Annotated in this window: 28 protein-coding genes; 15 read left to right on the top strand and 13 right to left on the bottom strand. The window is 60.4% G+C overall.

The features are described from left to right. The first annotated feature begins 2 nt into the window (after positions 1-2). From PMI09_RS21280 to PMI09_RS21270, 3 genes are all read left to right on the top strand, one after another. Positions 3-560, top strand: coding sequence for a hypothetical protein (locus tag PMI09_RS21280; RefSeq protein ID WP_007799297.1), 558 nt, complete (start codon positions 3-5; stop codon positions 558-560). A 141-nt stretch (positions 561-701) separates the two neighbouring features. Then, complete coding sequence (locus tag PMI09_RS21275; protein WP_007799294.1) at positions 702-1,124, top strand: MAPEG family protein; 423 nt, start codon at positions 702-704, stop codon at positions 1,122-1,124. Positions 1,125-1,222: 98 nt separating this feature from the next. Beyond that, positions 1,223-2,098, top strand: coding sequence for a dienelactone hydrolase family protein (locus tag PMI09_RS21270; RefSeq protein ID WP_007799293.1), 876 nt, complete (start codon positions 1,223-1,225; stop codon positions 2,096-2,098). Here the strand turns inward: PMI09_RS21270 and PMI09_RS21265 are convergent, their stop codons facing one another. Further along, complete coding sequence (locus tag PMI09_RS21265; RefSeq protein ID WP_007799291.1) at positions 2,099-3,004, bottom strand: hydrogen peroxide-inducible genes activator; 906 nt, start codon at positions 3,002-3,004, stop codon at positions 2,099-2,101. Between the two features lie 376 nt (positions 3,005-3,380). Here PMI09_RS21265 and PMI09_RS21260 point away from each other — a divergent pair, with 376 nt between their 5' ends. Continuing rightward, positions 3,381-4,013 (top strand): TetR family transcriptional regulator, encoded by a 633-nt coding sequence (locus PMI09_RS21260; RefSeq protein WP_007799289.1) that lies wholly within the window; start codon positions 3,381-3,383, stop codon positions 4,011-4,013. A 3-nt stretch (positions 4,014-4,016) separates the two neighbouring features. Here the strand turns inward: PMI09_RS21260 and PMI09_RS21255 are convergent, their stop codons facing one another. Next, complete coding sequence (locus tag PMI09_RS21255) at positions 4,017-4,973, bottom strand: LysR substrate-binding domain-containing protein (RefSeq protein WP_037083705.1); 957 nt, start codon at positions 4,971-4,973, stop codon at positions 4,017-4,019. A 201-nt stretch (positions 4,974-5,174) separates the two neighbouring features. Here PMI09_RS21255 and PMI09_RS21250 point away from each other — a divergent pair, with 201 nt between their 5' ends. After that, positions 5,175-5,474: a DUF1127 domain-containing protein gene (locus PMI09_RS21250; RefSeq protein ID WP_007799285.1), complete on the top strand. Its 300-nt coding sequence runs from the start codon at positions 5,175-5,177 to the stop codon at positions 5,472-5,474. Between the two features lie 86 nt (positions 5,475-5,560). Here the strand turns inward: PMI09_RS21250 and PMI09_RS21245 are convergent, their stop codons facing one another. From PMI09_RS21245 to PMI09_RS21225, 5 genes are all read right to left on the bottom strand, one after another. Further along, positions 5,561-6,424, bottom strand: a complete 864-nt coding sequence (locus tag PMI09_RS21245) for a DUF937 domain-containing protein (RefSeq protein ID WP_007799283.1) — start codon at positions 6,422-6,424, stop codon at positions 5,561-5,563. Positions 6,425-6,774: 350 nt separating this feature from the next. After that, the gene (locus PMI09_RS21240; protein ID WP_007799281.1) at positions 6,775-8,148 is read right to left on the bottom strand and encodes a glutamate--cysteine ligase; all 1,374 of its coding nucleotides are present in this window, start codon (positions 8,146-8,148) and stop codon (positions 6,775-6,777) included. 149 nt (positions 8,149-8,297) lie between these two features. After that, on the bottom strand, positions 8,298-9,035 hold the full coding sequence (locus PMI09_RS21235; protein WP_007799279.1) for a 16S rRNA (uracil(1498)-N(3))-methyltransferase: 738 nt from the start codon (positions 9,033-9,035) through the stop codon (positions 8,298-8,300). A 13-nt stretch (positions 9,036-9,048) separates the two neighbouring features. Beyond that, positions 9,049-10,548, bottom strand: a complete 1,500-nt coding sequence (locus tag PMI09_RS21230) for an inorganic phosphate transporter (RefSeq protein WP_007799277.1) — start codon at positions 10,546-10,548, stop codon at positions 9,049-9,051. Positions 10,549-10,611: 63 nt separating this feature from the next. After that, a complete protein-coding gene (locus tag PMI09_RS21225) occupies positions 10,612-11,124 on the bottom strand; it encodes an NUDIX hydrolase (RefSeq protein ID WP_037083687.1) in 513 nt (170 codons plus the stop codon). 239 nt (positions 11,125-11,363) lie between these two features. On the opposite strand from PMI09_RS21225, the gene PMI09_RS21220 reads away from it, so the two are divergent. Then, complete coding sequence (locus PMI09_RS21220; RefSeq protein ID WP_007799273.1) at positions 11,364-12,245, top strand: LysR substrate-binding domain-containing protein; 882 nt, start codon at positions 11,364-11,366, stop codon at positions 12,243-12,245. Between the two features lie 92 nt (positions 12,246-12,337). After that, positions 12,338-13,495 (top strand): adenosylhomocysteinase, encoded by a 1,158-nt coding sequence (locus PMI09_RS21215; RefSeq protein ID WP_007799272.1) that lies wholly within the window; start codon positions 12,338-12,340, stop codon positions 13,493-13,495. Between the two features lie 36 nt (positions 13,496-13,531). On the opposite strand, the gene PMI09_RS21210 is transcribed toward PMI09_RS21215, so the two are convergent. Then, entirely contained in the window at positions 13,532-14,527 is a 996-nt protein-coding gene (locus PMI09_RS21210) for a zinc-dependent alcohol dehydrogenase family protein (RefSeq protein ID WP_007799270.1), read from the bottom strand. A gap of 106 nt (positions 14,528-14,633) precedes the next feature. Here PMI09_RS21210 and PMI09_RS21205 point away from each other — a divergent pair, with 106 nt between their 5' ends. Further along, positions 14,634-15,485 (top strand): LysR family transcriptional regulator, encoded by an 852-nt coding sequence (locus tag PMI09_RS21205; protein ID WP_037083703.1) that lies wholly within the window; start codon positions 14,634-14,636, stop codon positions 15,483-15,485. 12 nt (positions 15,486-15,497) lie between these two features. Here the strand turns inward: PMI09_RS21205 and PMI09_RS21200 are convergent, their stop codons facing one another. Then, positions 15,498-16,394 (bottom strand): LysR family transcriptional regulator, encoded by an 897-nt coding sequence (locus tag PMI09_RS21200; protein WP_007799267.1) that lies wholly within the window; start codon positions 16,392-16,394, stop codon positions 15,498-15,500. A gap of 134 nt (positions 16,395-16,528) precedes the next feature. Here PMI09_RS21200 and PMI09_RS21195 point away from each other — a divergent pair, with 134 nt between their 5' ends. The 4 genes from PMI09_RS21195 to PMI09_RS21180 are packed head-to-tail and all read left to right on the top strand — an operon-like array spanning position 16,529 to position 20,965. Next, positions 16,529-17,968, top strand: coding sequence for an FAD-linked oxidase C-terminal domain-containing protein (locus tag PMI09_RS21195; RefSeq protein WP_007799264.1), 1,440 nt, complete (start codon positions 16,529-16,531; stop codon positions 17,966-17,968). Next, positions 17,965-19,170 carry a glycolate oxidase subunit GlcE gene (gene glcE / locus PMI09_RS21190; RefSeq protein ID WP_007799262.1) on the top strand — a complete coding sequence of 402 codons (1,206 nt, stop codon included), beginning with the start codon at positions 17,965-17,967 and terminating at the stop codon, positions 19,168-19,170. Before PMI09_RS21195 ends, glcE begins: the two co-directional genes overlap by 4 nt. Before the next feature lie 4 nt (positions 19,171-19,174). Beyond that, positions 19,175-20,488: a glycolate oxidase subunit GlcF gene (gene glcF, locus PMI09_RS21185; protein WP_007799257.1), complete on the top strand. Its 1,314-nt coding sequence runs from the start codon at positions 19,175-19,177 to the stop codon at positions 20,486-20,488. Positions 20,489-20,524: 36 nt separating this feature from the next. Next, positions 20,525-20,965: a hypothetical protein gene (locus PMI09_RS21180; protein WP_007799255.1), complete on the top strand. Its 441-nt coding sequence runs from the start codon at positions 20,525-20,527 to the stop codon at positions 20,963-20,965. A gap of 33 nt (positions 20,966-20,998) precedes the next feature. On the opposite strand, the gene PMI09_RS21175 is transcribed toward PMI09_RS21180, so the two are convergent. After that, positions 20,999-21,679 carry a L,D-transpeptidase gene (locus tag PMI09_RS21175; protein WP_007799253.1) on the bottom strand — a complete coding sequence of 227 codons (681 nt, stop codon included), beginning with the start codon at positions 21,677-21,679 and terminating at the stop codon, positions 20,999-21,001. Positions 21,680-21,814: 135 nt separating this feature from the next. Next, positions 21,815-22,555, bottom strand: a complete 741-nt coding sequence (locus tag PMI09_RS21170) for a L,D-transpeptidase (RefSeq protein WP_007799247.1) — start codon at positions 22,553-22,555, stop codon at positions 21,815-21,817. A 209-nt stretch (positions 22,556-22,764) separates the two neighbouring features. On the opposite strand from PMI09_RS21170, the gene PMI09_RS21165 reads away from it, so the two are divergent. Together PMI09_RS21165 and PMI09_RS21160 are read left to right on the top strand one after the other, a co-directional pair. Then, positions 22,765-23,394, top strand: a complete 630-nt coding sequence (locus PMI09_RS21165; protein WP_007799244.1) for a DNA-3-methyladenine glycosylase I — start codon at positions 22,765-22,767, stop codon at positions 23,392-23,394. After that, positions 23,391-23,870, top strand: a complete 480-nt coding sequence (locus PMI09_RS21160; RefSeq protein ID WP_007799242.1) for a hypothetical protein — start codon at positions 23,391-23,393, stop codon at positions 23,868-23,870. The genes PMI09_RS21165 and PMI09_RS21160 overlap by 4 nt, the downstream gene beginning before the upstream one ends. A gap of 8 nt (positions 23,871-23,878) precedes the next feature. Here the strand turns inward: PMI09_RS21160 and PMI09_RS21155 are convergent, their stop codons facing one another. Continuing rightward, positions 23,879-24,583, bottom strand: a complete 705-nt coding sequence (locus tag PMI09_RS21155) for an HAD family hydrolase (protein WP_007799239.1) — start codon at positions 24,581-24,583, stop codon at positions 23,879-23,881. A gap of 238 nt (positions 24,584-24,821) precedes the next feature. Between PMI09_RS21155 and PMI09_RS21150 the strand changes: the two genes are divergently transcribed. After that, complete coding sequence (locus tag PMI09_RS21150; protein WP_007799238.1) at positions 24,822-25,871, top strand: aldo/keto reductase; 1,050 nt, start codon at positions 24,822-24,824, stop codon at positions 25,869-25,871. Between the two features lie 53 nt (positions 25,872-25,924). On the opposite strand, the gene copM is transcribed toward PMI09_RS21150, so the two are convergent. Next, complete coding sequence (gene copM, locus PMI09_RS21145; RefSeq protein ID WP_007799237.1) at positions 25,925-26,284, bottom strand: CopM family metallochaperone; 360 nt, start codon at positions 26,282-26,284, stop codon at positions 25,925-25,927. Between the last annotated feature and the right edge of the window lie 74 nt (positions 26,285-26,358).

Below are 26,358 nucleotides of genomic sequence, written 5' to 3'. Positions count from 1 at the left end.
CAATGAACGCGGGCAGCCGTATTCCGCTCTGGATTATCGCGCTGCTCGCGGCCATCTGCCTTGGCGTGCTTGCGTGGACGACATTCGGCTTTGTCGTCCCCTTCAAACATGAGACCGGGCAGGCGGTTCTCGATATCTATTTCGCCGGTTACGACGAATTGACCATCGGCCGGATGCAGCGACTCCTCGGCGAGAACGAGATCGCCAACAATTTGCTTCGGGCGATGTATGCCGGTCCCGAGCTGATCTTCCCGGCGCTTTTGACTGCACTTCTGCTGCTGGTGTTGATGAGGTTGAGGCCCAGCGGCTCATACTTCAATCGCCCGATCCGTCCTTCCCTGACCAAGCTCGTCTATGCGCTTCCCTTCATCTATGGCTTTTCCGACTACGGCGAGAACATCTCCAGCCTGGTTGCTTTCGGAGACAGCGCCTGGACGGATCAGGCCGCTGACCTATTGCCGTGGATGACGCGACTGAAGTTTGCGAGTCTAGCCATCTGTGTGATCGTCATTGCCCGTTTCGCCCTCGTGCGCGCGATGCATCGCGAAGAGAGCGAGTGATAGTCTCACCGCGGCCGACGGCGGCATTGCTCAAGTCTGACATCGCCGCGCCCGCCGCAGAACTGTGGCGGGCATTTGCGGCCTTGCTGTTTTTCCTCTACAGCACGGAAATCAAACGGAAAGCCGCAAGGAAGAGACAGCATGACCGGCTACGAAATGTTCTGGCCCGCAATCGCCCACGTAGCCTTGGTTTATTTCCTCTACATGCTTCTCGGTTATCGCCGCCAGAAATTGGTGCAGGTCGGAAAGGTGCACCGCTCGAACTACCGCGAAAATCGCGACGAGCCACCGGAAGGCCTCGTCGTCAAGAATTGTCTCGCCAATCAGTTCGAGTTGCCGGTGCTCTTCTACGCGTGCTGCTTCCTCCTCTATATCACGGAGGCCGACAACCTCGTTGCCGTCGTCCTTGCCTGGGTTTTCGTGGCGCTACGCTACCTGCACGCCTTCGTCCATGTCACCAGCAACGACCTCCGTTACCGTAGCCCGCTCTTTGCAGCCGGTTATGTGGTGCTCGGCGCCATGTGGCTGTGGCTTGCCGTCTGGATGGCCTTCCCGAACGGCTGAGCGACTTGAAGTAACGTAGTTTTGTTCCTGCGTTACCGGCGGCTGACCTATCTTCCCCGGCAGGCGAAAGCCAACAAGTAGGGAGCAGGAGGACCCAAATGAGCAAGCCGGAAATCACGCAGGCGATGATTAGCGCCTACGACGAATACACGCATCTGACACTCGACCGCCGCAGCTTCATGGATAAGCTGACGAAACTGGCTGGCTCGGCTAGCGCCGCCGCGGTCATCGCGCCGATGCTCGCCGCCAATAAGGCGAGCGCGGAAATGATCGCCGCCGACGACAAACGGCTGATCGCAAAAAACGTGACCTATCCCGGCGGTGCCGGCGAGATGAAGGGTTACCTGGTCGAGCCGAAGGATGCTTCAGGCAAACTCGGCGCGGTGATCGTGATCCACGAGAACCGCGGCCTCAACCCGCATATCCGTGATGTTGCGCGCCGCATGGCATTGGAAGGCTTCATCGCGCTGGCACCGGATTTCCTTTCGCCCAATGGTGGCACCCCCGAGAACGAAGACAAGGCCCGCGAGATGTTCAGCGCGCTGGACCGGCCCGCCACGGTGGCGAACGCCGAGGCAACGCTCGCCTATCTGACCAAGCTCGACAATTCCAACGGCAAGGTCGGCGTGATCGGATTTTGCTGGGGTGGTGGGCTGGTAAACGACTTCGCCACCAAATCGCTGGAGCTGAAGGCCGGCGTCGCCTATTACGGGGCGCAGCCGCAGGCGGCCGATGTGCCGAACATCAAGGCTGCCTTGATGTTGCACTATGCCGGTCTCGACGACCGCATCAATGCCGGCATCGATGCCTACAAGAAGGCGCTGCAGGAGAACGGCAAGGACTTCCAGATCTTCGTTTATGACGGCGTCAACCACGCCTTCAACAACGATACGTCGTCGGCTCGCTATGACAAGAAGGCTGCAGATCTTGCCTGGAGCAGGACGGTTGAATTCCTGAAGAAGAACTTGGCCTGATCAGGCGGCCAATTCGTGCGGGGCAGGGGCGACAGCGATGATCGCCTCTGCCAGCGCCTCCATCTCCTTGCCACGATGATTGCTACGCCGCCAGGCGAGGCCGATCTCGCGCGACGGCTGCGGGTCGGCAAACGGGACGATGCGGATCGAATTGCGACTGGTCTCCGTCGGAATGGCCATTTCAGGAATGAGCGTCATGCCCATGTCGTGCGACACCATCTGCAGCAACGTCGCCATCGACGTCGCGCCGAAGTTCACAAGGCTGCGCTTGCCGGCGCTGCAGACGGCGAGCGCCTGATCGCGTAGGCAATGTCCCTCCTCGAGCAGCAGGAGGCGGTCCACATTAACCTCATGCTCGGTCAGCGGTGACATCAGCACCGCCTCGCCGTTGTCGGCCACGGCCATGAAGAAGCGGTCGGTGAAGAGCGGCCGCGTCTGGATGCCTTCGATGTCGAGCGGCAACGCCGCGATCACGGCATCCAGTTTCCCTGTCAGAAGATCTGCCATCAGTCGATCGGTTACCGCCTCCCGTAGCTCCACCTCGACGCTGGGGTATGTCTTGCGCAGATGTGGCACGAACTGCGGGACGAGGTAAGGCGCGACGGTGGGAATAATTCCGATGCGGATCAGACCTTCAAGTGTTCCGCCGCCTTTTCGGGCCGTCTGCTCGAGCAGGTCGACTTGATGCAGGATGGCGCGGGCGTAGTGCAGCACCTCTTCGCCTTTCGGCGTCAGAATAGTATTCTGACGGGTGCGCTCGACGAGTTTGGCGCCGAGATACTCTTCCATCTCCATGATCTGGGTCGACAGCGCGGGCTGGCTGATGTGGACCATTTCGGCGGCGCGGCCAAAATGGCGCGTCGTTGCCAGCGCATCGAAGTAGCGCATCTGTCGAAGTGTCAGCATGATAATTTCTTCCAATCGAATCTCTTAATGAATACGACTGGAGATTATCGAAGGTCAATGGACAACCATTCCGGTGGTGCGGGGCGACAATCATCAACAGGCACACTTCAAGCGCGCCCAAGCGGATGCTAATCGCGCGTGCGTCCAGGACGGCTATAAGATCGCCGCGATCAGTGCTGAGCCGGAGGCAGCCGAGTAAGTTCGCAGTCGGAAGCTGGCCAAATCGGGGCGTATCACCCCGATTTTTTTATACTTTTCCCAATCCAGACAATCCGATCTATCTCGTTTACGAGTCGTGAAGACCTGCATGTCATATCGGCCAAATGGCGCCGGCATGAACCACTCCGTCGCTTCAAATAGAACAAATGGGAACGACATGAAGGTCGGAAGTTTGGATCGTATTGGCCTCCGCCGGAAGCCGAAACAGGAACGCAGTATTCAGAGGCTCGACCTCATCTTGTCGGCTGCTGCAGCAATCATTGCCGAGAAGGGTGTGAGCGCCATGCGGATGACGGAACTGGCCGTCGCCGCCAAGGTGCCGATCGGCTCCGTCTATCAATATTTTCCCGAGAAGGCCGCGATCGTCAAAGCTCTCTTTGACCGCCAGGCATTGACGATCCAGACGCGGATAGCCGATGCCTTTGCGTCTGTGCACTCCGTCGACCATGCGCTCGAGGTACTCGCCGCCACGATTGACTGGCACTATGACGACTACCGCAACGATGCCGCCTATCTCGGTATCTGGATGGGCACTGAAACCGATCACGATCTGCTGCGCCTCAACATCGAGCACAGCAAGCGGATTGCGGACATTTTCCAGGATACCGTCCGCCGCGTCGCACCGGAACTCTCGGTAGCCGACATGCAGGCCCGTAGCTATCTGTTCAGCCACCTGCTAGGGGCCTCGATCCGCCTTGCCGTCGTCAGCGAGGACTCGCTTGCCAGACGCATTCTCGACGAGTGGAAGCGCGTGATCCGCAAGGCTTTCCTCTCGCCGGCTGCTGCGTGACGTCTACCAGCTCGGTACGATGTTGGCGATCTTGAGGCGGGGTTGCACCCGCCCATAGGCATTCTTCACCTCAGGCTCGAGATTGTCGTCGACGACGGCGGGCGTGATGTTGTCGAGGCAGGCGGTGATATGCGCGGTAATAGCGTTCATCAGTGAGATCGACACACCCGGCCGCTTCATGATGCCGATCTGAACAGGGGGCAGGGCAGGGAAACCGTCTGCCTGGCTCAGGACCTTCATCCCCGTACGCAGCGCCGATTCTGGCATGACCGAAACGGCCATGCCGGCAAGCACTGCGGCCGCGACGACGGTGCACGACCAACTGGTGAACAGGATCTGGTGCTCGCGCCCGACCGCATCGAGCGCAGAGCAGGCGAGCTGGCGCCACTGGCAGTCGCGACGACCGACGGCGAGCGGCACCGGCGCGTCGTCACGGATGGGATGGTTGGCCGAGCCGACCCAGCAGAGCGGTTCCGTTCGCACGACATCCGACATGCGCTCGCGCGGATTGTGTGTCACCAGCGCGATGTCGAGTTCGCCGCGATTCATGCGCTCGGCGAGACCCACGGAGGGCTCGCAGACGATATAGAGCTCGACGTTCGGGTGTGTCTTGGCGAAACGGCCGATGATCTCCGGCATGTAGCGGTCGGCGTAGTCATCGGGTGTGCCGATGCGCAGCGTGCCCTCGAGACGATTGTCGTCGAAGGCCGCGATCGCCTCATTGTTGAGGCGAATGATGCGCCGCGCATAGTTCAACAGCTTTTCGCCCTCGGCGGTCAGGCGGTTGCCGCGGCCGTCCTTGATGAAAAGCTGCTTGCCAATGCGCTCTTCCAGCCGCCGCATCTGCATGGAAACGGCCGATTGCGTCTTGTAGACCCTGTCGGCGGCCTTGGTGAAGCTGCCGGAATCGACAATCGCGATGAAGGTCTGCAACTGATCAATATCAAGAGGCGCGGTCATGAGTTCACCCATAAAGTTCTCTGATGATAATCATTAGAAACATTCGTTGGACTGATCAATAGGTGTTTGGCATCTTCGGGGTGCAAATCAAGCAAAGTGAAGGACAGACACCCTGCCTGTCCGCTCCGATTTCAACCCGATGCCTTCCCGCTCGAACTCGCGGGAGGGGTGGGTTGTTGCGCGCCAATGAAAGGATCAACCATGCGCACGACAGACCGGATACTCGAACTCGACTGCAGCCAGACCACCCCGACGTTCTCCCAGCGTCTCGCAAATGGCTTTGCAACGTTGTCATCCGTACTGCGCGTGTTCCGCAACCGTATGGAGATCAACCGGCTGCACGATCTCGATGACAAGCAATTGAGGGATATCGGCCTTACCAGGGCCGATCTGACCTCGGCGTTCCTGGCGTCCACCTTCTTTGAAGATCCGTCGGAGCACCTGACGCGTTCCGCGCGCAATCGTGGACCTAAGTCGCTCTTCCGGTCCCGAAAGGATTAAGGCCGGCTCAGATTTCCCCGCAGGGTGATAGCCAATAGCCCTGCCTCTTGCCCGGTGACCGGCCTCCCAGCCGTCTCCGGGTTTTTTTATGCCTTTGGAGGCGTGGAGGAAGGCGTCTTAGGCATATAGGTTTCGAAGATCGCTTCCATGCTTTTCTGGTAGTTCTTCTGCACCTCGAGCCCGCTGTCGAACATGCTGTTCAGCATGTCCATGTAGCTTTCCGTCTCCGCTTTCGCCTGCTCCTTCTGAGCTTCGGCTGCTTTCGGCTCGACCGGCTTTCCAAGCGAGCCCATCATGTCCTGAAAGGTCTTTGCGAACGGGTTGTCGAAAAACGGGTTAGTGACCGTCTTCTCGGCCTCCGGCTTCTGCATGCCGAACATCAGCTGCATGGCCTGGGTGAAAGGGTTGTCGAAGATACTTGGCTCGGGGGTAGGCTTCTGCTTCGGCGCGAAGCCGGTACTTTCGAGCCATTTCTGGATGGTTTCGCCCATCGCCGTGTTGACGAACGGATTGACGGGGGTCGTCATCTGCCCCATCGACTGCTTGAACAGACCACCCATCAGCGTATCGGCCATCACGGGCAGCATCTGTTTGTAGATTTCCTGTCCGATTCCCGTCATCTGGGCCGCCTGCGCAGCCACCGCGCGCGAGACCTCTTTGGAGCCGAACAGCTGCGCAAGGATGTTGTTGCCGTCCGATATCCCCTGCGGCGTGAAAGCCTTGCTCATGTCCTCGAAATATTTGGCATAGTTGCCGGAGGCGACCGCCTGCATCAGCCCCATAAAGTCGTAAGGGCTGCTGGTGCTCCGCTTCAGGCCGGCGGAAAATGCCGGCATCAGCGCCGCCATCGCCTTGGCGGTCTGCTCCTGGGCAAGATTGAACTGCTTGGAGACTGCATCCATCGCCGCGCCGTTCTGGGCCTGCATGATCATGTCGAAGAGTGGCAACATGGAAATCCCCTTCCCGGTTCGCAACGCTTAATTGCGTCACTATAGCCGGAAAAAGGAATGCGCAAACCGCTTTTTGCAGAAGGGCTTAGGGTCAGGACCTACTAAATTCATCCATTCTGCGTGACGGATTTTGTTTTCGACAAGAAGGATAGGCGTCGGAAGTGCCCTACCACTTTCAAGTCTTTCCGAAGCAGTCAGGGGCAAAATCCGTCTCGCCCTTCGGGTTAGGCGGCATGGGCCGTCTGATCGCAAGCAATGCTCGCCAAGGCTACAAGCCTTGCCTTGCGCTTGCTTACCTCCATCCAATCCCATGCCGTCAAACAGACGGATGAATTTAGTAGGTCCTGGCTTTAGTATTGATACTCTTCGAAGACGGGCTCTACCGAACCAGCCCAGCGGCCATGGTAAAGCGCCAGCAGATCCTCGGCCAAGGTCGCCTTCTTCGCCATGACTTCATCGAGCGGCGAAAGGAAGATGGTTTCGTCCTGCCCTTCCTTGTTGAGCTTGTTGCGCGCCCTCAGCCCCGCCTTCGAAACGGCGATGACTTCACGTGCGGTCTCGTAGAGCTCATGCCCGCGGAACTTTGCCCTCAAGCCCTGAGCCGGCACGGCATCGCGCAAGGCGTTGACCTCGTCGAACGTCCAGTCCTTGGTCAGCATATCGGCATCTTCGAGCGCCGCGTCGTCATAGAGCAGCCCGACCCAGAAGGCTGGCAACCCGCAGATGCGCCGCCAAGGCCCACCATCCGCGCCGCGCATCTCGAGGAAGCGCTTCATGCGCACATCCGGGAAGAGCGTCGAGAGATGGTTCGTCCAGTCTCCCATCGTCGGCTCCCAGGCGGCGATTTCGCCCTTCAGTGCGCCGTTCATGAACTGCCGGAAGGTAACATGGGTGCAGTCGTGATAATGCCCGTCGCGCACGACGAAATACATCGGCACGTCGAGGGCCCATTCGGCATAGTCATGAAAACCGAAGTCGTCGCGGAAGGTGAAGTCCAGAAGACCGGAGCGGTTGTTATCGGTGTCACGCCAGATATCGCCCCTCCAAGAGAGCAGGCCGTTGAGCCTGCTTTCGGTAAAGGGCGAGGAGGCAAAGAGGGCGGTTGCCAGAGACTGAAGCTTCATCGAGACGCGCATCTTCTTGCGCATGTCGGCCTCCGAGGAGAAGTCGAGGTTCACCTGGATCGTGCAGGTGCGATACATCATGTCTAGACCCTTGGCTCCGACCTTCGGCATGTAGCGGGTCATGATCTCGTAGCGGGATTTCGGCATCACCGGTGTTTCGGCCAGCGTCCATTTGGGGCTGCCGCCGATGCCGAGGAAGCGGATGCCCATGGGCTCGGCGATCTCGCGCAATGTCGCCAGGTGCGCGTTCGATTCCTTGCAGGTCTCGTGGATCGTTTCCAACGGCGCGCCTGATAATTCGAACTGGCCGCCGGGCTCGATCGATATGGCGCCCATCCCCTTCGGCTCGCCAAGGCCGATGATGTTGTCGCCATCCATGATCGGATCCCAGCCGGATTTTTGCTGCAGACCTTTGAGCAGCGCCGAAATACTGGCCTCACCGAAGTACGGCACCGGGCTATTGTCGGCCCGGAAGAAGGCGAACTTCTCATGCTCAGTGCCGATGCGGAATTTTTCTTTCGGCTTGCTTCCCACAGCAAGATAATCGGTCAGCTCCTGAACCGAAGAGAGTGGCGTCTGGTCGGTGGTATCGCGAGCCATTCAAGTCTACCTGCAATGGGAGAGCGCCCGGAAAAAACCGGGCAATTGGAAGGGTGATTAGGACCGCTCCCACGTATGTTGCAAGTGAAATTGTTTCAACGGTCCATCAAAAAAATAGCTGCCTACTTCGGCAGCGACCGATCCTAAGGTTAATTCCAGTCGCCGATCGACGCCTGAATGACAGCCATGGCAGCAACCGCAGCTGTATCCGCTCGCAGGATCCGCGGCCCGAGCGGGATTGCGGTAATGAAATCGAAGCTGCGCAGGCGCGCGCGCTCCTCCTCGGAAAAACCGCCCTCGGGGCCGACGAGGAGGGCCAGCTTTCGCTCGCTGATTTTGGACAGCAATGGCAGCGGATTCTGCCCTGCGTCGCCCTCGTCGCAATAGATGATGCGGCGGTCGCTCGGCCAGGTGTCCAGGAGATCGAACAGCTTCACAGGCTCGGCAACATCAGGGATATCAAGTATGCCGCATTGCTCCGCCGCCTCGATGACATTTGCCTTCAACTTATCGAGATTAGTAATCTTGCCCTGCACGTGTTGGGTCATCACCGGGCGGAGAACACCTGCTCCCATCTCCACTGCCTTCTGCACTAGGTAGTCCAGGCGCCCGACCTTCAGGGGAGCAAAGAGATAGTGCAGGTCGGAGGGAACAGGCTGCGGCCGCGTCTGCTCCTCGGCAATCAGCACAATACGCTTTCGCGTCGGAAAGGTGAGACGCGCCTTCCACTCGCCGTCGCGGCCGTTGAAGACAAGCAACTCGACGCCCTCGGCCATACGCAGCACGTTAGCGAGATAGTTGAAGTGATCTGCCGTCGTCTCCACGGTTGTTCCGGCAGCGAGGGGGGCGTCCACAAACAACCTTTGCATCCGAAAATTGGCGCGCATTGAAAAGTCCTGCTCAAACAAAGAGCGCGAACATAACCCAATAGAGGATGGCTGCAAGCGCTGCGGAGGCCGGCACGGTGATGACCCAGGCGGCGATAATCGTCATGAAATGCGATCGGCGGACGAGATAGCGGCGGCGAACCTCGTGCGTGTTTGGATCTTCCGGTTCGTCGAGCGCCCAGCTCTCTGCCCTGCGGCGTATGTATTCGATACGGCGTTTCGAATGCCGCGTATACCACTCACGGAAGAAGCCGACGCCGAACACGGAACCGACGGCGATATGCGTCGTACTAACCGGCATGCCGAGCCATGAGGCTACGATGACGGTGAAGGCCGTTGACAGCGCCACGCAATAGGCCCGCATCGGGTTGAGCTTGGTGATCTGCTCACCGACCAGCCGGATCAGGCGTGGCCCGAAGAGCAACAGTCCAACGGAGATACCGAAGGCGCCGATCAGCAACACCCAGATCGGAGGCTGGTCCACTGCACCCTCTGCGGATCCGCCGACCGCGCGCACGATTGCCGAAAGCGGCCCGACGGCATTGGACACGTCATTGGCGCCATGCGCAAAGGAGAGCAACGCAGCTGAGCCAATCAACGGGATTTGAAACAGCACACGCAGCGAGCTGTTACGGTTTTCGAGCTCTACGGCCTGCCGTAGAACGAATGACCGCGCCGCGGCCCATCCGATGAAGCCGGCCGCGACCCCGAACAGGAGGATGGTCAGCGTGGAGAATTCGCTTGGCGCTTGAAGCTGCAGCATCATGTAGGACGAAAAGCCGCCGACCATCATCGCGATCAGGATGGGCACCCAACGTCGCGCTGCGGCAATCTTGTCTTCGCGGTAGATGATCAGGGTTTTCACCATGAAAAGGAGGCCGGCGGCGATCACGCCGCCCAACAGGGGGGAGGTCACCCAAGCCGACGTGATCTCGATCATCACCCGCCAGTTCACCGGCTCGGGACCGACCGCGCCGATACCCGCGCCGATCACCGCGCCGACAATCGCATGCGTGGTCGATACCGGCGCGTTCATCCAGGTCGCGAGGTTGATCCATAAAGCGGCGGCCATCAATGCCGCCATCATGATCCAGCTGAGCGTCCCCGGCGGCACCTGCACCGCGTCCACGATGTTTGAGGAGATCGTCTTGACCACCTCGCCGCCGGCAACCGTCGCGCCGAGAATTTCGAAGATTGCTGCGATGACAAGCGCTTGTCCCATCGTCATCGCACGCGCACCCACGGCGGCGCCTACGTTGTTGGTGACGTCGTTCGCACCGATGTTCATGGCCATATAGGCGGCAAGCGCCGCCGCCGCGACCACGAGCACCGCGCTTGGCCGGTCAAAGACGTAAACGCCGGCAAAAAGCATGGCCAGTCCGAGGAAGATCAGCCCGAGGCCAGGGGCCACCAGTTTGCGCGACACGAATTTCGTCGCATCCTCGACATGCGTAAGCTTGTCGAGATCCTTGTCGAGCGTTCTTTTGGTGAGGACGGCTGGTCGGTCGGGCATGCTATTCCTTGGCGTTCAGTCCTGCTTTAACGTCGCCAAGTTTAGCAGCGCAAGATGGCAGTATCATTCCGCTGGAATTTGTTTCAACATCCTTGCCGCAAGCTGCTCCGCCATACGGCGCTTGAAGAGCAAAAAGATCTCCCGAAGCTCGGGCTCGTAAACCCGTTTCGCAGCTTCGTCACAGGAAACCCACTCGGTCTTGCGCTCGCCTTTCTCCTTGAAATTCTTGGCGATGTTGGCGACCTCGAGTGTGTAAACCTGAACCTTGCAGGTTACGCTGAGCCCATTCTTCAAGACCTTCGGATAGGAATAGGTGCCAAGTATATCGCTCTCGACCGTCCCACGTACCCCGGCCTCCTCGAAAGCTTCGCGGGCGGCGACCTCGTAGGCTGTACGCCCGTCCATCGGCCAGCCCTTGGGAATAATCCACCGCCCGGTATCGCGGCTCGTCAGCAAAAGTACTTCGACCTCGCTTGTCCTCTTCTTCACCCTATAACAAAGCGCAGCATACTGTTGACGCGGAGGGCGTCTGAACATCAGCTGTACGTCTGAAGCGAGGCGGGAAAGAAGAGTCAACGGTCGGGTCACCTTTTAAGTTCAGCTCCTTGAAGTCGCTATATTAGTATCCACTGGAAAGCTTGCGCAATCCATACGTGTTTCAAGTTTTCCAGCGGGATTTGATCTCCACGGTTCGGAAGATCCGCCAAATACTGTCCTGGTTCCGCCATTGCACAGGCGTTCAATATGGGCCCGTCTTGCATTTCAATCAATGACGGCGTCATGTCGTGCACTGTTATGTCAATACTGTGGTAACCATGCTTCTTCCTCCCTTAAAAGCGGTCCGCGCCTTCGAAGCCGTTTGTCGCCACGGCAGCATTCTTGGCGCTGCCGCGGAACTTGGTGTCGTGCGTGGCGCCGTGCGTCAGCAGATTGCCATCCTGGAGAACTATTTCGGGGAGAAACTGTTCGCGCACGACGGGAGAAAACTGGCTGCAACCGCGAAGGCGGCACGGTTCGCGGAGGCGGCCAACGAGGCCTTGGTTGTATTGGAGCGTGCCGCCGCGGAATTTGCGGGCGGCGAGCATCGCCGCATCCGCCTCGGCGTGCCCTCGGCCTTTGCTATATGGTGGCTGATGCCGCGGCTTGCAAATATGCAGGCAGAACTCGGAAGCGTTAACGTCGATATCGTGCCGATGTCGATCGTCGAGCCGTTGTCGCTGCATCCGGAGCTTGACGCGGTCATCATGGGCGGTGAATACCGGTCGGCGACCGGCATAACGGCAGTCAAATTCATGGAGGATGATTTCGGTCCCGTTGCCACGCCGGGTCTTACGGAAATGATCGCCGACGATCCTGCTCGGATGGTGGAGATCACCGCTCTCGTCAGCCGCAGCGCGCCAACCCTCTGGCAGGAATGGTTTGCCGAAAGCGGCACTCAGGCCGTGACGTTCCGGCGCAAGCAGGAGTTCGAGGATTTGCTCCTCGCACTCGGGGCGGCGCGATCGGGTGTGGGTGTCGTGCTCGCGCCTCGCGCCGCCATTGAGGATGACTTGCAGCGCAATGTGCTCGCAGCACCCTATGGCTTCATTCGCCGACCGGCCGGCTATAGCCTGTCTTGCCGCGCCACCGACGCGAAGAAACCCGCCTTCACCGCGCTTCGCGACTGGCTGCTCCGTTCCGACGCGTCCGCGCAATAGGGCAGATTTTCTGCCCTATTGCGAAGAATTATCTCCATGGTCGAAAGCTGCTGCCGGGTCTAACACTGCGTTGAGAGCAGAAGGACACGGATATGCAGAGAGACGCAACCCGCATCGAATGGATTGGCAACGGCTGCCGATTGCTGAAGGCAACGGCTGCAGAGTTCGAGAAAACCCAGCCGTTCGGCGGTTTGACCATCGGCACCGGTATCCATCTGGAACCGAAGACAGTGGCGCTGCTGATGACGCTGAGGGCCGGCGGTGCTCGACTCGTCTGCACCGGCAATCTGAACAGCACACAGCCTTCGACCGTCGAGTTTCTCCGTGCGCAGGGGATCACCATGTTTGCGACTCAGACGACGGACCCTGTCGCGCACCGCAAGAGCCTGGAGGCGGTTGTCGCCGAAAGGCCGGATCTGCTGCTCGACAATGGCGGCGACCTCTTCGCGATCGCGGCCGAGGCCCCTTACGCCAGTCTCCTCGGCGGCACCGAGGAGACGACGTCGGGCCGCACGCGCCTGTTGCCGATGCGGGCGAAGTTGAACATGCCGATCCTCGTCATCAACGATAGCCCGATCAAGCAGTTTGCCGAAAACAGACATGCCGTCGGCCAGAGCCTTTTCGAAAGCTACATGCGCTTCACCAACCGCTCCACCAACGGCAAGCGCGTGACGGTCTTCGGTTACGGCGCCTGCGGGAAGGGAACCGCAGCCTGCTTCCGCAACGCGTTCTCAAGCGTCAGCGTCGTCGATATCGATCCGGTGACAGCGCTGGAGGCTCATCTCGACGGGTTTTCCACGCCGCTGCGCAACGAGGCGATTGCCTCCGCCGACGTGCTCATCACCGTCACCGGCCTCCCCGGTATCGTCACCGCAGCGGATCTTCCGTTGATCAAGGATGGTGCCATCCTGATGAATGGCGGACATTTCCCGCATGAGATCGACGTCGCCGCGTTCCGGCACTACCCCGACGTAGTGCGGATCGATCGTTACGAGGCTGACCATATCGAGACCTTGCACCTGAAGGATGGTCGCTGCTTCCATATTCTGGGCGGCGGGCATATGGCGAACCTCGCCGGTCCCCGTCCGCTCGGCAATTCCGTGGAGTCGATGGACCTGGGCTTCACGCTGCAGGCGCGCTGCCTCGAACGTGTTGCCAGGTGCGAGGTCGGCGCCGAGAGCTGCATTGTTCCGGTGCCGAAAGATATCGATGCCATGGTGGCAAGCGCCTATCTCGATCTGGCGCGGTAAGACGGGTGCGGCGAGCATACGCCGCACCTTGTGAATTCAAGCGATCTCCACCACCAGCTTGCCGTTTGCCTGACGGTTTTCGATCAACGCATGCGCTTCCGCGACATCGGAAAGTCCGAAGCGGCGCGCGTCCAGCCTCGGCATCAGCCTTCCGGCCTCGACGAGCGTGCCGACCTCACGCAGGATCTCGCCGTGGTGGCTTCGCCCTTCGCCGGTCAGAAGCGGCAGCAGCGTGAATACGCCCGAATAGGTCGCCGCTTTGAACGATAGCGGGGCAAGCGCGTGTGTGCCCCATCCGAGTGCGCTGACGACGTGACCGAACCGGCCGACCGCCTGGAAGGCAGTATCGAGGTCGGGGCCGCCGACGGTATCGTAGACGATGTCGAAGCCCTTGCCGCCCGTGTGATTGCCGACATAGTCCGTCACGGTCTCTATCCTGTAGTCGATCGGCATTGCTCCGAGGCTTGCGAGGTAGTCAGCCTTGGCGGCACCATCGACGGCAAACACATTGGCGCCCGCGGCTTTCGCCACCTGTACGACAATGTGCCCCACGCCGCCGCCGGCACCGAGGACAAGAACCTGCTGGCCTTTGCCGACGTTGGCGCGATCGACCAACCCTTCCCAGGCGGCAATTGCGATCAGCGGCAGGGCTGCTGCTTCCCGCATTGAGAGGTTGTGGGGCTTCGGCGCAATCAGCCTGGCGTCGACCGCTGCGAATTCAGCCAGCGAGCCCTGGATGCCGCCGACGCCACCGGTCATGCCATAGACCTCGTCGCCGCGATGGAACGCGGTGACGCCGGGGCCGACCTGCTCGACGACACCAGCCACATCTATGCCGAGAACGGCCGGAAACGGATGGCGCGCATGGGCGGCATTGCCGGCGCGGATCTTTGTGTCCAGCGGATTGACGCCGCTCGCCTTGATCCGGACCAGCACTTCACCTTCACGCGGCGTCGGCCTGGCGATCTCTGCTGAACGGAAATCGCCTTTCGGCGTGTCAATCAGCAGCGCCTTCATCGTTGTCGCAGACATGCAACTTTCCTTTCGTCTGTATGGGACGGAAAATGCGCCGTTGATATGCGAATGGAAATGAAAGAGATTGCATGAAGTTCATGCATTTGTGTTTGGAAGATAGATGGTGGAATGGAGTGATCTCAAGCTGTTCCTGGCGATTGCGCGCCAAGGCACTCTCGGTGCTGCCGCCCGCAGCCTCGGCCTGACGCAGCCGACGATGGGTCGTCGCCTGCGTGCGCTGGAAATCTCGCTCGGCCAGACGCTCTTTCAGCGGACGGCGGACGGCTTCGTTCTGACGGATGAGGGCGCCGCCGTCTTCGCACGTGCCGAGCGCATGGAAGAGGAAGCACTTGGCCTTGAGCGAGAACTCGCCGGGCAGAACCGCCAACTGAGTGGCTTCCTGCGCCTGTCCTCATCGGATTGGTTCGGTGCACACGTGCTTTCACCGGTGCTTGCGGAATTCTCGCTGAGCTACCCGAATATCGTCGTTGAATTGCTGACCGATAGCCGCCTGCTGAGCCTTTCCCGGCGAGAAGCGGATGTCGTTTTTCGGATCGCACCTTTTACCGAGCCGGAGGTGATATCGCGCAAGCTGCTCCACATTGACTACCGGCTGTATGTCGGCCGAGGCGGGGAGCATCCAAAAGCAGGCGACGGCACAGGCGCGCGTCTGGTAACGATGGACGAGGCCTTTGGCGGCACGCCAGATGTCGCATGGCTGACGCGCCTTCTGCCGAAGGCGGAGATCGCCATGCGCAGCAACAATCGCGATGTGCAGGCAACTCTTTGCAGAAACGGTGCCGGCCTGGCGGTTCTGCCGCGACCTCTTGGCGATTCAATCCCTGACATCGAGCCGGTCGACCTCGGGGAAGCTCCGCCGGGACGCGACACCTGGGTCGGCTATCACCGGGACATGAAGCGGCAGGCGCGCCTGCGGGCACTTCTCGATCTCGTAATCGAGAGACTGGCGAATTGAACCCTGAAGGCTCTAGCGTTCCCAATAGGGGACCGGTCCGTAAACTTCGGCGAGATAGTCGATGAACAACCGCACCTTGGCCGGCAGGAACTGGCGGCTCGGATAGACCGCGGAAAGCGTCACATTGCGCGATCCTTCATAGGCGGGAAGGATGTGCACCAACCGGCCGTCCTTGAGCTCACGGCTGATGTCCCAAGTGGAGCGCAGCGCGATGCCAAGCCCCGATATGACAGCCTCTCGCACCACCTCGCTGGAATTCGTCACAAGCATCCCCTCTGGCCGCAGAGAAAGCGGCCCTTCCGGTCCTTCGAGCCGCCAGGCATCGTTGTTGTGCGCGGGCAGGCAGCGATGTTGCTTGAGGTCTTCGAGCGTCTGCGGTGTGCCGTTGGCGGCAAGGTAATCCGGCGATGCGCAAAGCAGGCGCCGCACGGGCGCAAGTCGCCGCGCGACTAGGCTTGAGTCCGTCAGTTCCGCGATGCGGATCGCAAGGTCGAAGCCTTCGCCGACGATGTCGGTGAATTCATCACTGAGCACGAGATGGATCGCAAGCCCGGGATGCATGTCCATGAAGGACTTCAGATGCGGGGCGACATGCGTGCGTCCGAACGAGGTCGGCGCCGTCACCTTCAGCGTTCCCTGCATCTGCGCCGAGCGTCCGGAAATGTAGTATTCGGCCTCCTCGATGCCAGCGAGAATGCCGAGCACACGGTCGTAGAAACCCTGGCCGGCCTCGGTCAGCGAAATCTGCCGCGTCGTGCGCTGCAGGAGCCGCGTGCCTAACCGGTCCTCCAGGCGTTTGATGCGTTTGGAAACCACGGCCGGCGAAAACCCGAGCGCCCTGCCGGCGAGCGACATGCTCCCCATCAAAACGACTTTTGCGAAAATTTCGAGGTCACCCAGATTGGTCATGTGCTTTGATTGTTTGTCCTTTTGGAATAAGTGCTTAGCATTTGCGCCATAATGGGGAAAGTGCTAAGCCCGATTGAGCCGGCAGCGCGGAGGAGGCGTCCGGTTTTCGCTGCCGCCAGCGAAGGGAGAGAGCCATGTCCGACACTATTTCGTTTCTCGCCCCGCGTGCCGATGTGCTTGCCCGCCGCCGGCAGATCGTCGCCGATCTCATCGACCTGCTGCCGCCGGAATGCCTGGTGCATGAGGCGCGCGAGCTGATGCCGTTCGAGACCGATGCCTTCGTTTCCTATCGCCGGATGCCATTGGCAGTTGCCTTGCCGCGGACCACCGCGGAAGTGGCCGCAGTCATGAAATACTGTCATCGCTATGGCGTCCCGGTGGTGCCGCGCGGTGCGGGAACGTCGCTCTCGGGCGGAGCGATTCCGCAGGAGGATGCGGTGGTGGTTTGCGTATCCAAGATGAACCGCATTCTCGAAATTGATCTGCCCAACCGCGTGGCGGTGGTCGAGGCAGGCGTCACCAATCTGAATATCTCGGAATCCGTCTCGGCGGATGGTTTCTTTTACGCTCCCGACCCGAGCTCCCAGCTGGCCTGTACGATCGGGGGCAATATCGGGATGAATTCCGGCGGCGCGCACTGTCTGAAATACGGAGTGACGACGAACAATCTGCTCGGCGTAAGGATGGTGCTGATGGATGGTATCGTGATCGATCTTGGGGGCAAGGCACTCGATGCGGCGGGCTACGACTTGCTCGGCCTCGTTTGCGGACATGAGGGCCAGCTTGGGATCGTCACGGAAGCGACCGTTCGGCTGATCGCCAAGCCCGAGGGCGCGCGCCCGGTTCTCTTTGGCTTCGATACCTCCGAAGAGGCGGGGTCCTGCGTCGCCGACATCATCGCGGCAGGGATCATTCCCGTCGCCATCGAATTCATGGACAAGCCAGCAATCGAAATCTGCGAAGCCTTTGCCAAGGCCGGATATCCCCTTGATGTCGGCGCGCTATTGATCGTGGAGGTCGAAGGGTCGGAAGCGGAAATGGACGACATGCTGAAGAGCATTGTCGAAATCGCGCGCAGGCACAGCGTGAAAACCGTCCGTGAGTGCCAGTCGGCAACCGAGGCGGCGCTGATCTGGAAGGGCCGCAAGTCGGCCTTCGGCGCAACCGGCCGTATTGCGGACTATATCTGCATGGACGGAACCGTTCCGCTCAGCCAGCTGTCTTATGTGCTGATGAAAACCTCTGAAATCATCGATCGCTATGGGCTTCGCGTCGCCAACGTGTTCCATGCCGGCGATGGCAACATGCATCCGCTGATCCTCTTCAATGCCAACGATCCGGAAGATGCCGCCCGCGCGGAAGCGGCGGGCATGGAAATCCTGAAGCTGTGCGTCGATGCCGGCGGTTGCCTGACCGGCGAGCATGGCGTCGGCATCGAAAAGCGCGACCTGATGCGCCATCAGTATTCCGAAGCGGATTTGGCGCAGCAGATGGCAGCACGTGCCGCCTTCGATCCGGCCTGGCTCCTGAATCCGTCCAAAGTCTTCCCGCTCGAGGGGCGCCCAGCCGCATGATCGACCTATTGCCTATGGCGGACGAAGAGGCTGCGGCAATCGTCCGCAGCCATGCGCGGGAAGGCAAGCCGCTCGCGATCTGCGGCGGCAACACCCGGTCCGGTTTCGGAAACGCCGTGGTTGCGGAAAGCCGCCTGCGGTCGTCCAATCTCGGCGGGATCACGGCCTATAATCCGGGCGAGATGGTTTTGACTGCCCGCTCGGGAACACCGTTGTCCGAGATCGAAGCCGCACTGGCGGAGAACGGTCAGATGATGGCTTTCGAGCCGATGGACCATCGGCCGATCATGGGAACGGCAGGCGAACCGACGATCGGTGGCGTTTTTGCCGCCAACGTCTCGGGCCCGCGCCGTTTCGTTGCAGGGGCGGCGCGCGACAGCCTGCTTGGCGTCAGCTTCATCAACGGCAGGGGCGAGGTGATCAAGGCCGGCGGCCGCGTGATGAAGAATGTCACCGGGCTGGACCTCGTCAAGTTGATGGCCGGCTCACACGGCACGCTGGGGTTCCTGACGGAAGTGACGTTCCGCGTGCCACCGCGACCACGAACCGAAGCGACGATCGTCGTCTCCGGGTTGAACGATGCCGAAGCCGCCAACGCCATGGCGGCGGCGATGGCCTTGCCGGTCGAAGTCTCCGGCGCCGCGCACCTGCCGATGACCGTCTCCTGGAAATTTCTCGACAGCACGCTCTCTGAAGGCGAGGCGACCTGTCTGCGGATCGAGGGCCTGCCCGGCTCTGTCGATGCCAGGGCAACCAAGCTCGCCGCGGCCATGGCAAGGTTCGGATCCGTCGCGCGGCTGGAACAAAGCGAGAGTGTTCGCCTCTGGAAAGACATCCGCGACGTTGCTCCTTATGCCGACGGCACGCCGCGACCGGTCTGGCGTGTCTCGGTAGCCCCAAGCGTCGGTCACCAGCTAGTCGCGGCACTTCGGCTTGAGGCTGGGGTCGATGCATTCTACGACTGGCAAGGTGGGCTGATCTGGATGCGGATGGAGGCAGATGCCGATGCCGACCTCCTGCGTCGTTTCATCAAGGCGCTGGGCGGCGGTCACGCCACGCTCATCCGCGCATCCGAACAGATGCGATCAATGACGGCTGCCTTTCAGCCACAGCAGGAAGCTGTAGCCTTGCTGTCGCAGCGGCTGAAACTGAAATTCGATCCCTCCGACATCTTCAATCCCGGGAAGATGGCAGGAGCATAGGGCAATGCAGACCAATTTCACGCCGGCCCAGCTTGCCGACCCTGATGTTGCCGAATCCGAGAAGATCCTGCGCAAATGCGTGCATTGCGGCTTCTGCACCGCGACCTGTCCGACCTATGTGACGCTCGGCAACGAGCTAGACAGCCCGCGCGGGCGCATCTACCTGATCAAGGACATGCTGGAAAACGGGCGCCCGGCGGACGCCGAGGTCGTCACCCATATCGACCGTTGTCTCTCCTGTCTCGCCTGCGTGACGATCTGTCCTTCCGGCGTCGATTACATGCACCTGGTCGACCACGCACGGGCGCATATCGAAAAGACCTACAAGCGTCCGTTCATGAACCGGCTGGTGCGCGCCATCCTTGCCGCTGTTCTGCCTTATCCCGATCGATTTCGCCTGGCACTCAAGCTGTCGTCGGCGGGCCGTCCGTTGGCTGGCCTTTTGCAGCGTGCGCCCGCATTGAAACCATTTGCCGCGATGCTGGCGCTGGCGCCGCGCCACATTCCTCCGGCTTCCGCCTATGCCGTGCCGGCGAGCCACCCGGCGGTCGGTGAGAAGCGTGGCCGCGTGGCGATCCTGACCGGTTGCGCGCAGCCGGTGTTGGATCCCGGCATCAACGAAGCGACGATCAGCCTCCTCACGCGGTTCGGAGTCGAAGTCGTCGTTCCGAAGGGAGAGAGCTGCTGCGGCTCGCTCGTCCATCACATGGGACGCGAGGAGCAGGCATTGGCGAGCGCACGTGCCAACATCGATGTGTGGACGCGGGAAATCGAGAGGGGCGGGCTCGACGCAATTATCATCACCGCCTCCGGCTGCGGCACAACGATCAAGGACTATGGCCATATGCTGCGGCTTGATGCTGCCTATGCCGAAAAGGCGGCGCGCGTCTCGTCCCTGGCGAAGGACATTACAGAATTTCTCGTATCCCTCGAGCTCCCCGCGCAGGTGCCGAAGGGCATCACCGTCGCCTACCATTCGGCCTGTTCGATGCAGCACGGCCAGAAAATCACAATGGCGCCGAAGCAGCTGTTGAAGGCTGCGGGCTTCAATGTCCGGGATCCTGCCGAAGGTCACCTGTGTTGTGGCTCCGCTGGCACCTACAACATCCTGCAGTCTGATATTTCCGATACGCTCAAGGCCCGCAAGGTCAAGAATCTCGAGGCAACCAAGTCGCATGTAATCGCCACTGGCAACATTGGCTGCATGATGCAGATTGCGACCGGGACCGCCGTTCCGATCGTCCACACGATCCAGCTGCTGGATTGGGCCTATGGCGGGGACATACCGGAAAAATTAAAGGGTTTGCACTTAGCTTAGCGGCGCCGGATCGTCCGGCGATCTCAGGAGCCCGCCATGTATCGCACAATCCTCGCGCTTACGGTTTTCTGTGGTGCGGCCAGTGCCGCCCATGCAGACACTCGCTTTTTCTGCTCGGCGGATGACAAGGATGTGCGCTTCACGGTGGAAAGCGGCTTCGAGGCCGGAGGCGGCCACAAGCTCAATCATTTTCGCGGCGCACTGGTGATTAAGAGCGGCGACATCACGCAAGCGCTCAAGAAGATTGCCGTCACTTCAGAAAACCTGACGCACCATTGGTCGTATGACGGCGAATTGCGGCTGGAGGTGTTCTATGAAGGTGGCGACGATGCGAATGGTCAGGGAATCAGCCTGATCGTGATTGCCGGCCAGCGCGGCAAATCCATGAACGCATTCTCGGGGACCTATGAACTCGCTCTCGAAGGTGGCGCGAAACCATTCACAGCCACCGGCAAGGTCAGCTGCGGATCAAAATAGGCGACCGGTTGTCCGGCCGCCTGATTACTTGTCTCAGCCGCCGAACAGCGTCCGCAACACGTCGATGCCACGATCCTCGAAGCTGATCTCGCCCTGCTTGTTGCCGGGACCGATGACGATGACCTTGGTGCCGACCGGCGCGCGATCGTAGAGTTCGATCACATCCTTGTTCATCATGCGGATGCAGCCGGACGACATGTTCAGGCCGATCGTCCATGGCTGGTTGGTGCCATGGATGCGGAAGATCGTGTCGCGGCCGCCCTTGTAGAGATACATCGCGCGGGCACCGAGCGGATTGTCCTCGCCGCCTTCCTGGAAGGCCGGGATGATATGACCCTTCGCCGCCTCGCGAACGCGCATCTCAGCCGGCGGCGTCCAGGTCGGCCACTCTGCCTTGCGGCCGATCTTGACCACACCTGACCAGCCGAAGCCCTCGCGGCCGACGCCGATGCCGTAGCGCGTCGCGCGGTTCTTGGCTTCGACGAGATACAGGAACTTGTTGTTGGTATCGATGATGATCGTGCCGGGCGTTTCGTTCGTGACGAGGCGCACGCGCTGGCGCTTGAACTGCGGCTTGACCGATTTCGGCGGCGAGGCAACCCGAACGACAGGTGCGCCATCGTGAACAGGCGTAATCGGCTGCGCCGAAACCGATGTGGACATGGAAGAGACCAGAAGGCCGGCGGCCGCAAGAGCCGTCGCGAATTTCAGCATGGTTGATTCCCTCAAAGCAAAACCGGACCGAAGCTACCCGAACTTCGGTCCAGTTCAAGATGTTGGGCGCGGAATGAAGCAGCTGCGATGTCTAATTTCAACTATTCCCGGCTCCGCGCCGGTATTGATAGGCCCTTACATGACGATGACGCGGGTTCCAACCTTTACGCGTTCGTAAAGGTCAACAACGTCTTCATTGCGCAGCCTGATGCAGCCGGAGGACACGGCGTTGCCGATCGTCCACGGCGCATTGGTTCCATGAATGCGATAGAGCGTCGAACCGAGATACATGGCACGCGCGCCGAGCGGGTTCCCGGGACCGCCGTCCATGCGCGCGGGAAGATAGTGGCCCTTCGCAGCTTCGCGACCGATCATTTCCGAAGGCGGCGTCCAGTCCGGCCATTCGGACTTGCGGGTGATCTTGTGCACGCCGGCCCATTCGAAGCCCGGCTTGCCGACGCCGACGCCGTAACGCCGCGCCTTGCCGCCGTCCATGACCAGATAAAGGAAGCGGCTATTGGTATCGATGACGATCGTGCCGGGCTGTTCCTTGGTTTCGTAGGTGACGATCTGCGGCAGGTATTGCGGCTCAAGCTGACGACGGATGACGGGAACACCAGGATTGATGGCGGATACCGGCTGCGCCTTGGCCGCAGGAGCGCGGCCGAAGGCGCCGGACGTGAACAGACCGCGCTGCGCAACGACCGGTCGCTGGTAGACGACGGGACGAACCTTGCCGCCGAGCTGCATGATCCACGGGGCTGCAAGATCCGGGCTCAGCACGACCGGCGGGCGTGTCGCGTAGCGGTCGTCGCCAAGCGCGGCCGTGGAAAAGACGCCGAGCATCGCTGCGGCGAGCATAAGGGATTTCATCATCGGACGGACTCTCTACAAATGGCCGAAATGCGCGGACGGCAGCGGCCGCCTGCCTTCACGCTGCCATCGTTCCCGCCAGCGAATAGTAAATTTGAGTTCATTCAAGTCTGAAGCGCGAGATAAACTTTTCGTCAGGGTTATCGTTCGGTTTGGAAACAGAGTTTGCAAATGGTAAAGCCGGATTCGCAGCACGAAAGCGAAGCGGGATCATGAGCGATACGGGCATTATTATCGGCGAAGACGGCAAGAGCCGCTGTCACTGGCATGCCAACCTCCCGGATTATCTCAGATATCACGATGAGGAATGGGGACGCCCGGTAACGGATGATACCCGCCTCTTCGAGAAGATCTGCCTGGAGGGGTTCCAGTCCGGCTTGTCCTGGCTCACCATCCTGCGCAAGCGCGACAATTTCCGCGCTGCCTTCGCCGGCTTCGATTTCGAGAAGGTTGCGCTTTTCGACGACAGCGATATCGAGCGCTGCCTTGCCGATCCCGGCATCGTGCGCCATCGCGGCAAGATCGTTTCGACGATCAACAATGCCCGACGTGCGATTGAATTGCAGCAGGAGTTCGGCTCGCTTGGCCGCTATTTCTGGAGCTTTGAACCCGGTCACAACGAGCGGCCGAAGGTGGTCGACCGTGCCGCTGTTATGGCCAACCCGACAACGCCGACATCGGTCGTCATTTCCAAGAATCTGAAGAAACGCGGGTGGACGTTTGTCGGCCCGACCACAGTTTATGCCTTCATGCAGGCAATGGGTCTCGTCAACGATCATGTTGAAGGTTGTTTCTGCCGCGTCGAGGTAGAGGCGATGCGCGATGCGCTGGTGCGCCCATGAAGGCGCTCGCGGCAACCGTCGCCTTCTGCCTGGTAGCGTCCATGGCATTCGCCCAGTCACCGGAGCTGCAGCCTGGCGAGCGACTGGAAAAGCTACAGTTTCCGGCCGCAACCATGGAGCTCAAGGGCTGGACGAAGTTCGGCAACGGGCGCGTCTACACGCTTCCGGTCAAGGCGGGCCAGCATGTGAAGGTCAGCTTCTCGACGAAGAGCAAGTTTGCCTTCCTCTCGATATTCGATCTCGCAACGCCCGATGAGGAGGCAATCTTCGGTACCGACGAGGATGGCAGCAGCTACAATATCACCGTGAAGGACAACACCACCTGGCTGCTGCGGCCTTACTATTCCAAGGTATCGCCGCGCCGCGGCCTTGGCGCACCCTACAGCATTCTCGTCGAGCCTCAGGCGACAGCGCCGCAACCAACCGCTCCGGCCGAGAAGCAATCGCCGTCGCCACTCTTTCCCTCAAGGCAGTGACAACGGGTTTAGCCAAGACCTTCGATCAGCCCACGCAGTTCGCCGAGATGTTCGATCTTGCGAAAGCGCGGTGCGTCCTTCGGTTCCTCGACATGCTCGATCACCCAGGTGAGCTCGTGTGGCACGAAGACACCGTAGCTGCCGGCGGCGATTGCCGGGACAATGTCTGATTTCAGCGAGTTGCCGACCATCATGGCCCGTTCCGGGCCGCCGCCGACCTTGGAGAAGATCCGCCGATACGTCACGGCGGTTTTGTCGGAAACAATCTCAACGGCGTGAAAGAAGTCGCCGAGCCCGGATTGCGCCAGCTTGCGCTCCTGATCGAACAGGTCGCCCTTGGTGATCATTACCAGCAGATAATTCTCCGAGAGCGCCGCGAGCGTCTCCTGTACGTGTGGCAGGGTCTCGACCGGGTGGGAAAGCAGGTCGCGGCCGGTGTCGAGGATGCCGGCAATGACGCTGGCAGGCACCTTGCCTTCGGTGACTTCGATCGCCGTCTCGATCATCGACAGGGTAAATCCCTTGATGCCGAAGCCGTAGTGGCGGAGATTGCGCTTCTCTGCCTCCAGCAAGCGCTCCGAGATCCTCGGGCCGTCTGCATAATCGGCCAGCAACTCGGTGAAGTGCGCCTCGGTCAGCCGGTAGTATTGCTCATTCTGCCAGAGCGTGTCGTCGGCATCGAAGCCGATGGTTGTCAGCGCGCGAGTCGTCATCGCCCATCTCCGAGTGATCTGGTTGGAATCTATTGAAAGACTGACGCGAAACAAGGGGATCGCAAAGCCGTGAGGCGAGTACACGGCATGTTGAAATGCCGCTGTCTCGCCTTACATCGATAGTGCCTCCCGCGCAGCCGTATTCCGGCTGTTCCCGTCATGCGCAGGCCAATAACCAAAAAATGAATTCATCTGTCCGTGGGCAGTGCCCGCGGTCGACACAAGGAAATCTTCGACCATGCGTTACAATCAACTTGGAAATACGGGACTATTCGTCTCCGAAATCTGCCTCGGCACCATGACCTTTGGAGCCGCCGGCGAGGGCAATATCTGGGGGTCCATTGCTGATGTTGATCAGAAGGCGGCTGACCAGATCGTCGAAAGGTCGCTTGCCGCTGGCGTGAATTTCATTGACACGGCCGACGTCTATTCCTTCGGCGAATCCGAGAAGCTGCTCGGCCAGGCCCTGAAGAACCTGGGCGTTCCTCGCAAGGACGTGGTCATCGCCACGAAGGTCTACGGCGTCATGGGCGACAAGCCAAACGACCGCGGCGCCTCACGTGGCCACATCATGGATTCGGTCGAGGCGAGCCTGAAGCGCCTGCAGACCGATCATATCGATCTCTATCAGATCCACGCCACCGATACGGCCACGCCGATCGACGAGACGCTGCGCGCCTTGGACGATCTCGTGTCTCGCGGTCTGGTGCGCTATGTCGGCGTCTCCAACTGGCAGGCATGGCGCATCGCCAAGGCGCTCGGCATCTCCGAACGCCGCGGCTTCGCGCGCTTCGAGACGGTACAGGCCTACTATTCGATCGCCGGGCGCGATCTGGAACGTGAGATCGTGCCAATGATGCAGGAAGAGAAGCTCGGGCTGATGGTCTGGTCGCCGCTGGCTGGTGGCCTCCTCTCCGGCAAGTATGGGCCGGGAGCCCCAGGCAATGGGGAAGGGCGCCGCGCCTCGTTCGACTTCCCGCCGGTAGACAAGGATCGCGCCTGGGCCTGCGTTGCCGTCATGCGCGAGATCGCCGAGAAGCACGGCACGAGCGTCGCGACCGTGGCGCTTGCCTATATCCTCGCCAAGCCTTTCGTGACGACTGTCATCATCGGGGCCAAGCGCGTCGAGCAGCTCGACCAGAACCTGGCGGCCGTCAATTTGAAACTCGATGCCGGCGACCTGAAGAAACTGGATGACGTCAGCGAACTCGCGCCTGAATATCCGGGCTGGATGCTTGCGCGACAGGGAGCCGGTCGCCGACCGGAACCATTTGAACCAAGAGCCTGATCGAAGTCTAGTGAAGCGGACGCCGGAGCTTTATACCCCGGCGTCCTTTGCGATTACTTGCCTTGTGCCTTGAGCCAGGCCTGCATGTCGGCGATCTCCGCCTCCTGGGCCTTGATCACCGCTTCGGCGAGCTTGCGAATTTCCGGATCCTTGCCGTACTTCAGCTCGATCTTCGCCATGTCGATCGCGCCCTGATGATGCGGAATCATACCGCGGACAAAATCGACATCTTCATCACCGCTATAGGTGATCGCCATATCCTTGTGCATCTTGGAGTTGGCTTCAGCAAAAGCATGGCTTGCTGCGCTGTGGTCGCCCATCGGCTTGCTCATGTCCATTTGCATGTCCTCGGCGGCGGCGAACGTGGCCGAGAGTGCAAGAGCCGTGGCGATGACGATAACTTTCAGAGACATGGGATTTCCTTCCTCTGTCTGATACTGGAATTCAATGCGCGGTCGAAACCGCAGCGGTCCATGAAAGCCTGTCA

Source organism: Rhizobium sp. CF122, from assembly GCF_000282035.1.
GTDB lineage: Bacteria > Pseudomonadota > Alphaproteobacteria > Rhizobiales > Rhizobiaceae > Rhizobium.
Note: the sequence above shows the minus strand (reverse complement) of the source record. Positions and strands in the feature narration are given on the sequence as shown.